A 14,959-nucleotide genomic window follows, 5' to 3' on the forward strand; every position below is an offset into this window, starting at 1 on the left:
TTATATCCCGCCTTCATATATTTTTTTACTCAGATAACGTTCGCTGCTATCCGGGAAAATGGTAACAATATGTGCACCATCCGGTGCATTTTCTGCTTCCAGTAAAGCGGCATGTAAAGCAGACCCTGAAGAACTGCCAACGAGAAGACCCTCACGTGCAGCCAGTTCCTTGACACGGCCAAAAGCATCGACATCACTAATGGTGTGGATGGCATTAAAATATCCTTTATCCACAAATTCAGGAATTAATTCCATGCCAATTCCTTCCGTTTTATGTGGACCTGACTCGCCGCCATTCAAAATGGATCCTTCCGGCTCCACGATGACTGTTTTAAGGGCTGCATTTTGTTCCTTAAGATAACGCGAGGTTCCCATAAACGTTCCCCCCGAGCCTGCACCTGCCACAAATACGTCCACTTTGCCGTCCAGATCGTTCCATATTTCAGGTCCCATTGTCGTATAGTATGCCTCGGGATTATCCGGATTACTGAATTGCCGCGGCAAGTATGCATCTTTTATTTCAGCAGCCAATTCTTTTGTTTTTTCGATAGCTCCTTTCATCCCCTTACTCGTCGGGGTATGAACGATGCGTGCTCCCAATGCCTTCATCAGGTCCTGTTTCTCTTGGCTGAACTTCTCAGGCACAGCAAAAATAACCGAGATATTATAATGAAGTGCTGCCATCGCAAGACCAATACCTGCGTTGCCTGCTGTTGCTTCAATTAATGTCCCACCTGGCTTCAGCTGACCTGTTTTTAATGCTTTTTCAATAAGAGCCTTACCCACCCGATCCTTTACGCTGCCGCCGGGATTCATAAACTCCAGCTTCGCAAACAGGCGAATTCCTCTCGGTAGAGAATAGCTGTTCAGCTCCACTAATGGCGTACGTCCGATGAGTTCAAGGGTATTTTGATATACATTCATAATTTCAAGCTCCTTTTAATGGCGAATCCAAAATAAACCAATGGTCAAAAATTAACGCCTACTGTCGGAGAAGTTCGCTATCATCTCCAAGAAAACATAGTAATGCGGTAAGTATTGATGCAATAAGATTTTATGTGTATTTGAAGCTTTTGTCAAATGGACCAGTCACAATACCCACACCCCCTGCCTGCTTGCTCGATAGGATAGAGAAGATGTCACAAAATATTCCCCGTGCAACATAAGGAGGAGTTCATATATGGGAAAGCAATTTCTAAAGATAGCTGCCGTATATTTTGCCCTCAGTGTGCTGCTTAGTGCCATTATTGGCGTGTCGGGTGATTACAGTCTGTCCAACATTCAGTCTCATATCCATTTATTGGGTTGGACAACGCTTGGAATCATAGGTCTGATCTATGTGGCCTTTCCCGCACTTTCAGTTACTATTCTGGCACATACCCATTTTTGGATGCATAATATCGGTCTGCCCGTGTTGATATTGGCGCTTACAGGTCAAAATTACAAGGTTCCAGAGACTGAAGTTTGGATCGTCACAGGGTGGGTGTTACTCGCAGGGGGGACTATGCTGTTTATGGTGAATGTGTGGGACAGACTGCGCTAGAGCAGATAAGTTCTCTTCATTTGACCATAAAAAAAAGGAGCCTGATCATGTCAGGACTCCTTGATATCTTCATCATATGTTAGCTATATACCAGCTGTACTAGCTAAGTGTCTTACTGTTACTTCACTATTTCATCCTGTACATGTTCTTTACAGAAGTTCTCAACAGCTTGCAGCTCATCCTCTTCAAGTTCAAGATCAATGTAATGATTCGTTACTTTTTCAATTAATTCATACTTCAGCAGTCCTGTCTTTTCTTCGTCTACTAAATAAAGACAACGGATATACAGTCCGTTTTCAGTGTATAGCTCGTCGTCCTCCTCTACCTCTACATCAATGATAAATTCATAACGCTGTCCAGTCAAAATACCAAAAGCATCTTTAATCTGATCTACGGTGTACGCTGTAAAGTTCAACATGTTTTTATTCCCTCCGGGTTTCCTTCAATTACGGTGCATTCTACGCCTGCAGGCAGTAGTTGTTCAACTTGTATACGTACTTCTTGACGACTCAAATCCTGGCCCATGATGGATATCCAGCCCCGATCATTGCGCGAACGAATTAAACGCCCTATGCCTTGTCTGAGTCTAAGTGCCATGTGAGGCATATCTATCTGAATAAACGGATCTGCTGCATCCTTGCGCAGAGCCGTAAAAACCGGATCATTCGGAGGAAATGGCAGTGACCAGATAATAACGTGCGACAGAGAAGGTCCAGGAATATCCAATCCTTCCCATAATGTGACAGCGCACAACACACTTTCCTCATCATTCTGAAAAGCTGAGATCAGATGGCTGATTTCAGCCGAACCTTCGTACAGAAAACGATAGGCAGACGCCTCCGGGTAAGCAACGAGACCCGTCTGGAATGCAGCCAATTCCTCCTGTGAAGGAAACAGGATAAGCGCTCTTCCCTGCGATTTCTCCAGCAGTGCCAGCGCTCTCTGGATTGGATCATCCCCCGCTTGCAACGGGTACAGTGCAGCTTGCATCTGATCGCTGTAGTCATAAGGTGAAGCAACAGAGAACGTTAGCGGATTTTCAATACCGAGACTCTGCGCCATATAGTCAAAAGAGCTTTCTACGGAAAGCGTAGCTGAAGAGAATACGATCGGTATATGCTGCGCAAATACTCGCTCTTTGAGAATCTCTTTTACCATCTTCGGCATAACCACAAGCGTTAATCCATCCTGATCCTCCATCACCCACGAAATGAGAAGTTCAGGACGCTTAAACAAAGCCAACGCGGTTTGAATCATTTCCAAATGTTCTTCCACAATTTTGACTTGATACTCATCCAAAGAGAATAGTCCGCTTTCAAATACAAGCTCTTCCTCGATCATGCCGATCAGTTCTCCAAAGCGGTTTACCTCTCGAGTCAGTGACTCATTCAGGATGAACTCCTTGCGATTAGAACCCTGGACAGGCTGACTGTTCTTATCTAGTGCAGCGAACAAAGCCTCACTTTGGGAGATTGCATCTTCAATCGTCATTGCCAGAGATTCTCGCACTTCTCCCTCCAGCAGTCGGGTAATTATAGACTCAAACTGAGCGTGCTTAAGCTTGTAAGTAAGCGCATTTTGTGCCGCTGTCTCCAGTAAATGCCCTTCGTCAAAAACAACAGAGCTGTGCTCCGGCAGCAACGGCAACTGACCCTCGCGCTTTCTCGCTTCGTAGGTCCATACATGCTCCATATAAAAATCATGAGAGCAGATGACCAGATCTGCCGCTTTGCGATAATGATCACGAGACAACGTCTGACCACAACGATGCCGCTGATGGCAAACGAGACAGTCTTGAAATACATCCCATCCGAGTCTGCTCCATTGTCCATCTGTTAGCTCAGGATATTCCTTTCGGTTCCCGTAAGGAGTGAAGGACTGTAACGTATCTGGAAAATGAACAAAATCCGGTAGATCCTGATAGATATCACGGAAAACATCTGCGTCCTCATCCAGTCCGCTTCGCACCTCATCCAGCTTATTCAGGCAAATATACTGATCTGGCGACTTCCCCAATCTGGCATCAATCGTCAGACTCAAATGCTGTGCCAGCTTGGCGATATCCCCTTCCGGCTTTACCAATTGTTCAATTAACGATTCATCTGCACAGGCGATAATCGCCGGTTTTCTCATGTATCGGGCATATGCAATAGCGTACAGCAGGTATACCAGCGTTTTACCAGTACCCACACCTGCTTCTGCAAAAATGGTCTTTTTTTCCTTATAGGCACGTTCTAGCTGGAATGCCATATAAATTTGTTCATCCCGAACCTCAAAGCCGACTTCAGGCAAAACTTCATAAAATACATCCGCAATCCAGTCACTTGCCTGCTCAATAAACGGCTTGGACGGATCAAAGGCAAAAGGGTAAGTAGTCAATCGGGCTGTGCCTCCAATTCGTTCATAATGTGCATCCTTTCATTATAACGCAAAACAAGCTAAAAAGAACATGAAAACTGTAAGAGCAGCTTATATTTTTTTTATGTCGGTATAAGATTCCCTTTAAAATAAAGGGGCATACTTTCGTCTCGGTGAGATGCTACGTTATATTAATATTTCATAAAGAAAGCTACATAGACATCTACGATGGAAATTTTTTGAGAAATGTCTGTTTTTTCCGTAATAGTAAATGAAGAAAATTATCATGACAAAATAAAAGAAACCAGCTAATGTATTACAAGCATTAGCTGGTTTCTTGTTGATTGATGAATATGCATTAAGCAGAAGCTCGTTCTCCTTAACTCATGTTTAAGATTCGCCAATTAGATCCAATTTTCCCCACGCTTATTAATACATGGTTTTGTTCTTCTCCATCTATATAAAGCTTAACTTCAAGCACCCTTATTTCTTGTATATTCATAGTCTGCTCTATAACATTTTTGTTCTTTTCACTATGACTCGATATTATTTGAGGCTTAGAGTACGTGCTACTCACCTTCATTTCCTTGATTTTCTTTAGGTCCATAGCAGCATTCGCTTCTCCCATAACGATACGTTTGCCCACCATATCCGGATTTGAGTTTAGGAACAGTAACATATAAAATTTCTCCCAATACTGTTCATATTCGATAAAGCTTTTTAAAAAGTTATGGCTTTCAAAGGAAGGAATGGGAGCACCTGCTTGAAGCTCATAGGTATGGAGCAAATTGAAATGATTATCTACTGTATTCGCACGATACTTTTCCACAATAGGAAAACATTTTAACGCACTGTCGAAGTTATGATCATTTACAGCTTCAAAAAAGGCTTCTACCACCAATTCGGGCGTGGAAAATTGCGCCTCAGTGGGTTGTGGCAGATCTGCCTGCAAGTTCTCCAAATAAGTGCTTCCAGGCTGCTCTTTTCTAGCATCTTCAGAGCTGATCTCTCCAGAATGTCCTTTATTCGTACAACCCGCAACCACTACGAACAGCAGCAGGACTACAACTGAACAAAATATCCATTTTCGTTGTCGCATGAATTCATGTTCCCCCATTATTTTGAAAATCAAAGACTACTAAGCTTTCCTTAATAATCGGTGATCTCCTCCGTACTTACAGAAAAGACGATTGCTGATTGTATCGCTGCAACTCTTTTTTATGTACAACAAAGGTATTGGTACAAAGATCGTGGACTCCCTGTTTCTTCGCAGTAAAAGCGACCACAATATATATAAGACGTAAAATCACAAAAGAAACGGCTTTAATCCAATAACGTCCTGAGGCATGCAAGAATCCAAGACGCTTTCCTTCCTTGTCTACAACAATTAAAGAGAACACAAGCTTACCCGGTGTTGCTCTTACCTTCGATGATTCCCATAACACACAGTAAAGCCATGGTACTACGAGCCATAAGATCAGCGGCCAAACCATAAGCAGCACTTGTATGAAACCCGTCTCCTTTATACCCAGAAGATCTGGGATAATGTTAATTGCTCCCCCTACTAAAAGGACTATGCCAGTAAGGATGATCAAATCAATCAAAAACGCGGCTGTTCTTATCCAGAATCCTCCGTACATCCGTCTTTCAGTATCACTTGTTCCTGTCATGATATGTATAACTCCTTTTGAAACGATATTTAAAATCCAGTTTATTCCTTTACACAAGATGATATCATACGGTTACCTACCTATATTGTCAATTTACGAATAAATACTCTTAAACAAGTAAAAGGACCTATTTCCATGCATTAAAATGAAAATTTTTAGGAATTAAGATCTTATATACAATGATTTTTCTTTGATTGGGTACAAAATAAGCGCAGCTACAATCTCTTCCCCCTCTATAAGTAGTACTTTGGCATCGAATTAAATAAAGTCTTTTTTTGTGCATAAAAAAACAGCGCATATGTAAATGAGATTACATACACGCTGCCTCACTATTACTCTGTGGATTTGACAAGCAACAGCTCAGCTCGAATGAGCTTGTTCCCGACCATCTTACTTACTATACATCTTACTCACTATATTTTTTTGCATTCAACACTAAACAAACCTTCTTCACCGCGCAGCTTTGCCAATGCCTCGACAAAGAAATAATCGCCATAGATAATGGGAACGTTGATGTATTTTTGCTCAGGATAGTGTACGGTCCCGTTCATCAGCAATCCCTCATGCTCCTCGCCCCACGCCGTACACGTATGATGCAAGCCCTTGAGAATAGATTCTGCAGCTTCTGTAAAATGCTCCGCACGTGTCGAATATTTTGCCAGCTCTAGCAAACCACTGGCTGCAATCGCCGCAGCCGATGAATCCCATGCCCCTCGGTGCTCTTCTTCTGCTCTAAAATCCCACACAGGCAGGCAAGCATCGCCCAGTTGGGACAGGAAAAAATCAGCCGTGTTCTCGGCCACCTTCAAATAACGCGAATCGCGCGTGTACCCATACGAAAGCGTAAAACCATACAATGCCCAAGCCGTGCCACGTGCCCAAGCAGAACCGGGAGCAAATCCCTGTCCACCATGCTCGGCGACCTTTTTTCCAATCTCCGGATCGAATTCGACCACATGTGCGATAGAACCGTCCGAGCGGACAAATTCACGTGCTACGGTATCTGCATGCTGCACAGCGAGAGCGGCAAAACGCGGATCTCTGCTTACCTCCGAAGCCCAATAAAGCAAGGGTAGATTCATCATACTATCTATAATCGCAACGCCCCGTGTATCCATGTCCTTCGAGGGGAAGTTCCATGCGCGAATAAAACGGCCATTCACGTTAAAACGGGCAGCCAGCAGATTGGCAGCCAACACCCCGCGTCTTCTGGACTCTGAATCTCCGGTCAGCCGATGGGCGGCTACACCGCTGAGCAGCCAAATAAAGCCAAGATCATGGTCTACAGCTTCGCTATTATAGAGTATTTTTTCCAAACGACCCTCGCACCGCTGTGCAATCCCGGCAGCCACACTGTCAGGACGCGCCCGATTGGTCAGCCACAGTAGCCCCGGATAAAAGCCTGCTGTCCACCACGCTTCTTCACGATTATCATAACGTCCACCCTCAGCAACATGTGGAAAAGCGTCCCCCAGTCTTGCCGCTAAGGCAAGGGTCTTATCCAAAGCCAGCTCCCACGATTGCTCCAGCCACGCTTCTGCTTTCGTCATTTCTTTTCCCTCTCCTTTTTCCACATGTTAAACCATATTCATGGCTCCAGCTCTAACTATTCAGGTAACCGAATGATAAAGGAAATGCGGTTGCCTTCATATTCCAGACGCGCTCCCTTAAGTAAACCATTCCGACAGGCTACTGAAGCTAATTCTTCCGGCCATACCACGTTCGTTCCTTCCGTCGTCGGGATAGCTTCGAGGCTTGCGCCTGCGTATTCTACTCGAATGCTTTCCGTTTCTTTCCCGGCTGACATGACATGATGAATTACGCTGCGCTCCCGACCGTCATACGCCATTAAGGGAATAAGTGCCCCTACATTCTGAATATTGCCTTGAATCTCATACGCCACTTCAATTTTGCCAGGTACCTGACGATAATGCGTTCGGATTTCCCTCACTCCCGGGAAGGGACCTTCCCACAGGAGAGTAAAATCCGTTGCTCCGTTAGACGCTGAGCTTTGTTCCAGCTGTACGGTTCCTCCGCCATCCTGCGGGTCAATCCCTCCATCCCGATCGAACTCCAACGTACCGGGAATACCTTCCGACAAGCTGTGCCACTTTCCGTCCTCCGTTTGCCAGGCCGGGGTATAGCTCAGCGGGAAAATATCTCCCTCCGCGAAGCCTGTAAAGCCGCGGTCTGCATGACCTGCTGAGGACGGACCGATCAGCGACGGCAGCGCAGACTGCTGAATACGCACGATGCCCGGAACATTATACGGGTCGTTGACCGATGTTTGCACAAGCATTTGCTGCCCCTCTACGGCTGCAATGACAGTCTGGAACCAGCCATCCGTTGCCAACACCCGGCTGCCGATTTCCGCCGGGATGAAGGTTGGAGAAATGCGATCCATCTCCTCCCCATATAGAAGGGTGTGGGCCAGCACAGCCGCCGTCCACAGACTGTAGCAGGTATGATTTGAATACACCTCAAAGCCATGCCGTGCCTCGGACGAATAATGGTTGCGGACGATATGCAGCTTGCCGTCATCGGTCTGCCAACGGCTAATTGCTTGCCAGCATAGATCTGCTGCCCGTCGGAACGCACCTGCAAGCCCATGCTCTCCTGCCGTAATAGCCTGCTGAGCATGTGTTGTAAAGACAAAGGCAGCAGCCGCTTCGTTCCACTGATGCTGCGCGCTTCTTCCACGCGGCGGAATTTCCCCGTGCGGGGATAGCGCCAGTAATGTGCTGAGCGCCCCCCTGCGAAGGTGGTCACGCAGTTCGAGTGCGCAGCTGCCATCATATCCATTCTCCAGCATCACGCCCAGATGGAAGCGTGTAACGATATCGTAGGCAAATGGGCTATTGGGCCGATCCAGCGGTCCATCCTGATACAGGCCCAAACCGGTAAAACGAGGCAAATGGTAGCTTCGGATATACTTCTCCATCCATTCCGAATCGGCTGCAATTCCTTCCGCTGCACGCAAAAACTCGCCGGAAATCATAATTGCATTCCAGTTGATCATCCGGTTCGGGTTTTTCATTTTGCTCATCGTAAAAATGTAGGTCTGCTCCGGCTGAATTCTGCTCAGTTGTTGCTTCCATGCCGTGGCTTGTTCTGGCAGCAAATTTTTAAGGAGCCGATACGCTCCCATCATCATAATTGGAAAAAAGTCTGGGTGGTGATCGGGCGCTTTTTCCTCCACTACACAAGCTATGCTATGCGTCAAGGCCGCAGCAGCAGATTCCAGTAAATCATGCCGGCCTTCTTTGACCAATACCGCCGCAGCGAACGCATAGGACGGGGTGGAGTAGTACCGTTCACTTTCAGAATGGAGGTCAATGATAGCTCCAGATTCATCCTGATGCAGGGCATATGCGCGAACCAGCTTTTCCAGCACGGCCAGCTTATGTTGGTGAGTCCATCCGTCATTCACTTGGTTCGGTGCGCTTTCCACCTGTTCTATAAATCTCTCCAGTTCCGTCTGCCAAGGGTACGCGCTGCCTGTCTGCAGCTTATTCATCCTGTCTGCCTCCCATTCAAAATGAAAATTAATGTATGGTAAAAAACAGATTGCAATCTACGCTTGCAGAACCGTTCCAGTGATTGGAGCCCAGCTGCAGCGATGTTTTATAAAACACAAAGGGAACTCCGTCATGATCTATGTGCTTCACAGCCTCCACCCCCGCCCGCAGCACGCTGGCATCATAATCTAGCCTGACGACCGCGCTCGTTCCCTTCCATTCCACGAAGTTTGCTCCCAGATTAGGCTGAATGCGGCTGATGAAAAGCTCCTCCACATCCCATGACTTCATGCTAACGCCAGACGTTTCAAACTCAAAATGATCTGTGACGGTAAGCCTTGCTCCCTTGCTTCCCTCCAGCACAGTCCATGTGAAGGAGCGGGTGAAGACTGCCAATTCTTCTACGGGATAAGCAGATGTCAAATCAAGCTTAAGTCTTGTGCCTGGCTGTACCTCCTCCTGCTCATCCAAAGCAATATCCAGTACAACCGCCTTTGCCTTTGCGCCCGATTGCTGCATAGTCCCATTGATGACAGGCACGGAGTGACCTCCGGAGGAGATATTGATAATCGACTCTCTTCCCGGTGAAAAATAGGCCTTCGTGTATAAGCCTGCTCCCAGATCACACAATAGATTTTCGCCACCACCATGAAGGATGAAGTGTCCAAGATCGTTATGATTGTGCGGTTCATTGTTATGCCCAGCCTTCGCTGAAAATGCAAGCATGATACCTGATTCACCCTTTTGGCTTCCATATCCACTATGGCTGGAACTGCGGCTGCGGCACATCAGCCAACCAAGTTGCGGCAAATAATTGGCAACGGTCTCACCGCTCCCAAATGCCAAAGGATTCGTCCAGACCAGATTACGCAATACATGAGCCCAGCGGCGACAGGGGTCTTCCAACAGACCAGGTACGCAGAAAGGGAGTGTAGATGGTCGTTCTTGCAATGAATTCAAATGAGAGATGAGTCCGGAAGGCAAACGTTCCGTTTCACTACTGTCCGAATAATTAGCAAAAATGCCATCCGACAGATGAACCCGCTCTGCAAAGGCTGCGATTTGCCTAATCTTTTCCGAGTTCAGAATATCCACTGCTCCTTCGGTAAACTCACGCAGCATATCGGCAAAATAAATGAAATAACCAAAGCCGTACACCCAGTATCCTACGCCTTCGGGGCATCCCCCGTCCTCACTGTAGCCTGCCAAAAAACAATCCAGTGCGCCCAGCATGCTCTCGATGGCTACCGCTCTGGAAAAGTCATCTTCTACCAGCAGCAATGCTGCAATTCCACAACCCGAAGCACATACTGCCGACCAGTTATGATCTGCGGTTTCCCATCCAAAATGACGAGGCTGCCAAAAAACGGGTTCCAGTACACGACGTTCGATCTCTTCGTGCACCTGAGCGACCACATGGCTAGCCAGTTGTTCTCCTAGCAGCAATAAAATTTCAACCAGCATTTGTGCTGTTTCGGACGTGAATAAATCCACCTGCTGCCAAGGCGGTGTTACTGTGTCCTCTTCATTGACATGTGCAGGAAGCGCCCAGGTGTACTCGCTGCATATGTCCAGCAGACCGCTTTCCACCGCTTTTATCTTTCGAGGCTCCGGCTTGACAACCGCTTCCAGCACTATAGCAACCAGTCGTCCACGCCGTCCAAAGTACACATCCTCATACGGTTTGCGCTCCCCTGTATTAGCAAATTCCCGAAACAGAGACAACGGCAGTTCAGGCCATGATGTTTCCCGATTATCTTTACAGGCACGCTCAATATCCTTCCAAAACTCGGCGTATATCGGCTCAGAGACAGTCGTCCGCAGCCTTTTTGTCCAATTACTCCTTAACCGTTGCCTTGCTGAATCCTGCATACTACCAGCCAGCGCCTTAACGAGCCGCGAAGCAGGCCAAGCCTCCCTCAGAAGACTCATTTGCCTTTCCTCCCCATGAGAAGCATTCGTTTCACCCTCTTTTTTGTTAACGCTTTCATTGTATCTAACAATCATCCTAAATTCAAAGGGGTAGAAAAACAATACCGCAAAACACAAAAGAACCTCCACGCCACGTTGCTGTAGTCATGGAAGTTCTTGTTCTACTCTTTTGCCAGACTGAGTCCAGATTGGCCTGGATTTATCGTTTCTAGACCTTTGGCTTTTCTGGTTTCCAGTTTTTAATTCCGTCATCCTCCAGAATACCCAGTGCTGCATCTGAGATATTAGGATCACGTAGCAAAGCGTCCTCGACTCTAAATTTAATATCGTCAGCATCTGCCAGCGTCATGCCCGGTGTAAGCTCAATCAACCCTTCCACGTGATAGTAGCGTCCTTCCTGCAAAATACGCATTTGATAAATATCCGTAACATGTGTGTCTGCTAGAATAATGGAAGCCACACGTTCTTCGATATCAGGAGGAGCAGATACACCGATCAAACCTACCATGTTGTCGTAACCGACCCGGAAAGCAACACCGACCATCAGACAACCGATGAGAATACTTGAAATACCGTCCAACAGTTTAAAATCGGTCAGCGATGTGACCACCACTGCTAGCAGGGCGAGTACTCCCCCCGTTGTTGCTACCAAATCTTCATAAAATACCAGACGGGTTGGCGGTGCAGCACGCCCCACGTGGCGGAACGCAGTGGTGAAAATGCTTAGCCCCTTCGCTTCTACTCTGGATTCATGCAGCACTTCTTTCATCGCTTTGCTCCATACAAATCCGTCCACCACTAGTGACAAAATCAGCACTACTACATTAATCCAAAATCCATGTGTAGATTCAGCCGGATGCTGAAGCAAATGAATGCCTTCCAATGCGGTTTCATAGGCCATGATCGTTACGACAATAACAGCAACCATACAGAACAGGTTAATCACCCGTCCAAAGCCGGTAGGAAAGCGTTTTGTCGGTTTTTTCTCTGCTAGTACACTGCCCGCGAACACAAACATTTGATTCACTGCATCCGCAATGGAATGCATCATCGTAGCAAACATAGAACCACTACCTGTCAAGGCAAAAGCAATCCCCTTAATCAAGGCAATGCCAGTATTACCTAACGCCGCCGAGCCCGAAGATTTGTTTCCTTTTTTGACCATACTCCAAAAGGAGTCCTCTTTCTGTTTCACTTCCATCTTGTAGCTCCTCCTGAGGTATACATAATCTGTTATATCATCGTTTGTTATGTATTATTTTTAACCCGTCCATATTCTACCTAACCAGCTGAGGAGAATCAATACAAACGATAATATTTTCCATGGAAAAGGAATGCCCCATGTCACCCTACGACATGAAGCATTCCCGTTACAGCCTTCTATCAGACATACCCTCAAGTTAACAACACAGATAATCTACATGCGCTGGCGATCAACATAAGTGCCTGTTTACCAGCTTGATTTCGTAATGCCTGGAATTTGGCCTTGATGTGCCAACTCGCGGAACGCTATACGAGACAGCTTGAATTTGCGCAAGTATCCTCTGGGTCTTCCTGTCAGCTCACAACGGCTTTTCAGGCGTGTTGGAGATGAGTCACGCGGAAGCTTTTGCAAAGCTTCGTAGTCCCCTTTTGCTTTCAATTCACGTCTCAGGTCCGCATATTTAGCTACAATTTCCTGGCGTTTCTTCTCTTTTACGACTTTTGACTTCTTGGCCATGTAAAGCTCCTCCTTGTGTTATATGCCAATCATGAAGGTTCACCATCACTACCACGAGATTGATGAACACGGATATGAACATGATTTCACACCATAAATAGTAATAATTACGATTACTATTTAATATAACGCTGCTCCAAGCGTGTTGTCAACCCAAGCGGTTTGAATCACAACAACATTAAAAAGCCGTTGAAACAGTAGACCCCTTTCACTCTTGTGATCGGTCTGCCGTTTCAACGGCTTTAAAATTTGTTGACTAGCTCTGTTCATTCAGCCAAATGGCAAGCTACCCAGTGATCTGGACGTGCCTCACGATAGAGTGGAATCTCTTTAGAACAACGCCCGATGGCAAAGGGGCAGCGAGTATGGAATTTGCAGCCCGAAGGCGGATTAACCGGACTAGGAATATCCCCCTTGAGCAAAATTCGTTCTCTTTTCAACTTCGGCACCGGAATAGGCACAGCCGACAGCAACGCCTTCGTATACGGATGCAGCGGATTGCCGAATAACTCGTCACGCGAAGCTGTTTCGACCATAGAGCCTAGATACATCACGCCAATACGGGAACACAAATGTTCCACCACGCTCAAATCATGCGAGATGAACAAATATGTCAAACCCCGTTCGGCCTGCAATTTGGCGAATAGGTTAATAATCTGCGCCTGTATGGACACATCCAGCGCTGATACCGGCTCATCAGCGATAATTAGATCCGGCTGAAGCGCCAACGCTCGGGCAATGCCGATCCGTTGACGTTGACCTCCCGAAAATTCATGGGGGAAACGGTCGATATGATATTCGGACAATCCACATAGCTTGAGCACGTCCAGCACAATCTGCCGGACCTCCTCTTTGGTAGCTATACCGTGATCCAGTAGCGCCTCACCAATGGCATCACCAATCCGTACACGGGGATTCAGCGAGCTATACGGGTCTTGAAAGATCAGCTGAATTTTAGGACGAAGCTCCTGCATCGCTTTGGCAGACAAGCTGTGCAGATCCACCCCTTTGTATTTTACGGTACCGTCCGTTTTATCCGTCAATCTAACAATCGTGCGGCCCACCGTGCTTTTACCGCTCCCCGATTCCCCTACCAACCCGAAGGTTTCACCCTGACGGATTGTAAAGCTGATATCGTCTACCGCCCGCACATGTCCTGAAGTACGGTTCATAAACCCGGACTTCACGGGAAAGTATGTTTTTAAGCGGTCTATTTCCAACAATGGCTCAGCCATGAACAACCGCCTCCTCATATAGCCAGCAGGATGCTTTCTGCTGAGCTGAAACTTCTTTTAATGTAGGCTCTTTTATACGGCAAATGTCCATGCAATACCCACAGCGGTCGTGAAAATAACAGGAAGTCGTCAGCTCCAGCGGATTAGGTACCTGCCCGGGGATGGAATACAGTTCCTCTTGGCGCTGATTAAGCACCGGTTTGGACTTTAGTAACCCCTGTGTATAAGGATGCTTGGGATGATTGAACAGCTGTACCACCTCGCCTTCCTCGACGATCTTGCCTGCATACATCACTATGACGTAATCAGCCATTTCGGCGACAACACCCAGATCATGAGTGATTAGCATGAGCGACATATTGGATTGGGCTTTAAATTCACGCAGCATATCGAGAATCTGCGCCTGAATCGTTACATCCAGCGCCGTGGTTGGCTCATCCGCGATAAGCAGCTTGGGACTGCAAGAAACAGCAATGGCAATCATAATGCGCTGCAGCATTCCTCCGCTCAGTTCATGCGGATAGCTTTTTAATATCTGCTCCGGTCGGGATATACCGACCTGTTCGATCAGCTCCAGTGCTCGCTTACGAGCTTCCTTACGGCCTATTTTCAAATGCTCAATCAGTGGTTCGGATAGCTGTTCACCAATGGTCATGACTGGATTCAATGAAGACATCGGCTCCTGAAAGATCATGGATATTTCATGCCCGCGAATCGTGCGCATCTCATTTCTGCTAAGCTCTAGCAGATCGGTTTCCTCAAAACGGATGCTTCCGCCTGCCACTTTACCACCAGGACTCTGGATGAGACCCATGATCGACATCGCGGTAATACTTTTGCCGCAGCCCGATTCACCGACAATGCATACCGTTTCCCCCGGCTTCACACGGAAGCTGATATCATCCACCGCTTTAACCGTTCCTTCTTCTGTATAAAAATGAGTGCTTAAATGTTCAATGGAAAGTAAATTGTCCATGGTGTAT

Annotated in this window: 13 protein-coding genes; 1 reads left to right on the forward strand and 12 read right to left on the reverse strand. The window is 46.7% G+C overall.

What is annotated here, in order from left to right:
• Positions 1 to 924: a PLP-dependent cysteine synthase family protein gene (locus ACEN8J_RS11410; RefSeq protein ID WP_029519141.1), complete on the reverse strand. Its 924-nt coding sequence runs from the start codon at positions 922 to 924 to the stop codon at positions 1 to 3.
• Between the two features lie 256 nt (positions 925 to 1,180).
• On the opposite strand from ACEN8J_RS11410, the gene ACEN8J_RS11415 reads away from it, so the two are divergent.
• Positions 1,181 to 1,543 (forward strand): hypothetical protein, encoded by a 363-nt coding sequence (locus tag ACEN8J_RS11415; protein WP_029519140.1) that lies wholly within the window; start codon positions 1,181 to 1,183, stop codon positions 1,541 to 1,543.
• A 118-nt stretch (positions 1,544 to 1,661) separates the two neighbouring features.
• Here the strand turns inward: ACEN8J_RS11415 and ACEN8J_RS11420 are convergent, their stop codons facing one another.
• The 11 genes from ACEN8J_RS11420 to ACEN8J_RS11470 form a co-directional block, all read right to left on the reverse strand.
• Positions 1,662 to 1,961, reverse strand: a complete 300-nt coding sequence (locus tag ACEN8J_RS11420; RefSeq protein ID WP_029519139.1) for a DUF6509 family protein — start codon at positions 1,959 to 1,961, stop codon at positions 1,662 to 1,664.
• A complete protein-coding gene (locus ACEN8J_RS11425) occupies positions 1,955 to 3,922 on the reverse strand; it encodes an ATP-dependent DNA helicase (RefSeq protein ID WP_029519138.1) in 1,968 nt (655 codons plus the stop codon). Before ACEN8J_RS11425 ends, ACEN8J_RS11420 begins: the two co-directional genes overlap by 7 nt.
• Before the next feature lie 358 nt (positions 3,923 to 4,280).
• Positions 4,281 to 5,000, reverse strand: coding sequence for a hypothetical protein (locus tag ACEN8J_RS11430; protein WP_029519137.1), 720 nt, complete (start codon positions 4,998 to 5,000; stop codon positions 4,281 to 4,283).
• 76 nt (positions 5,001 to 5,076) lie between these two features.
• A complete protein-coding gene (locus ACEN8J_RS11435; protein ID WP_029519136.1) occupies positions 5,077 to 5,571 on the reverse strand; it encodes an RDD family protein in 495 nt (164 codons plus the stop codon).
• Between the two features lie 413 nt (positions 5,572 to 5,984).
• The gene (locus ACEN8J_RS11440; protein WP_495594510.1) at positions 5,985 to 7,121 is read right to left on the reverse strand and encodes a glycoside hydrolase family protein; all 1,137 of its coding nucleotides are present in this window, start codon (positions 7,119 to 7,121) and stop codon (positions 5,985 to 5,987) included.
• Between the two features lie 56 nt (positions 7,122 to 7,177).
• A complete protein-coding gene (locus tag ACEN8J_RS11445; RefSeq protein WP_495594511.1) occupies positions 7,178 to 9,088 on the reverse strand; it encodes a glycosyl hydrolase in 1,911 nt (636 codons plus the stop codon).
• Between the two features lie 28 nt (positions 9,089 to 9,116).
• The gene (locus tag ACEN8J_RS11450) at positions 9,117 to 11,021 is read right to left on the reverse strand and encodes a heparinase II/III domain-containing protein (protein WP_029519133.1); all 1,905 of its coding nucleotides are present in this window, start codon (positions 11,019 to 11,021) and stop codon (positions 9,117 to 9,119) included.
• 208 nt (positions 11,022 to 11,229) lie between these two features.
• Entirely contained in the window at positions 11,230 to 12,222 is a 993-nt protein-coding gene (locus tag ACEN8J_RS11455; RefSeq protein WP_029519132.1) for a cation diffusion facilitator family transporter, read from the reverse strand.
• A 249-nt stretch (positions 12,223 to 12,471) separates the two neighbouring features.
• On the reverse strand, positions 12,472 to 12,741 hold the full coding sequence (rpsN, locus tag ACEN8J_RS11460) for a 30S ribosomal protein S14 (RefSeq protein WP_029519131.1): 270 nt from the start codon (positions 12,739 to 12,741) through the stop codon (positions 12,472 to 12,474).
• 266 nt (positions 12,742 to 13,007) lie between these two features.
• Entirely contained in the window at positions 13,008 to 13,976 is a 969-nt protein-coding gene (locus ACEN8J_RS11465) for an ABC transporter ATP-binding protein (RefSeq protein ID WP_069010207.1), read from the reverse strand.
• Entirely contained in the window at positions 13,969 to 14,952 is a 984-nt protein-coding gene (locus ACEN8J_RS11470; protein WP_069010208.1) for an ABC transporter ATP-binding protein, read from the reverse strand. The genes ACEN8J_RS11465 and ACEN8J_RS11470 overlap by 8 nt, the downstream gene beginning before the upstream one ends.
• Positions 14,953 to 14,959 lie beyond the last annotated feature (7 nt).

It is taken from the genome of Paenibacillus sp. Paensp38 (genome assembly GCF_059491915.1).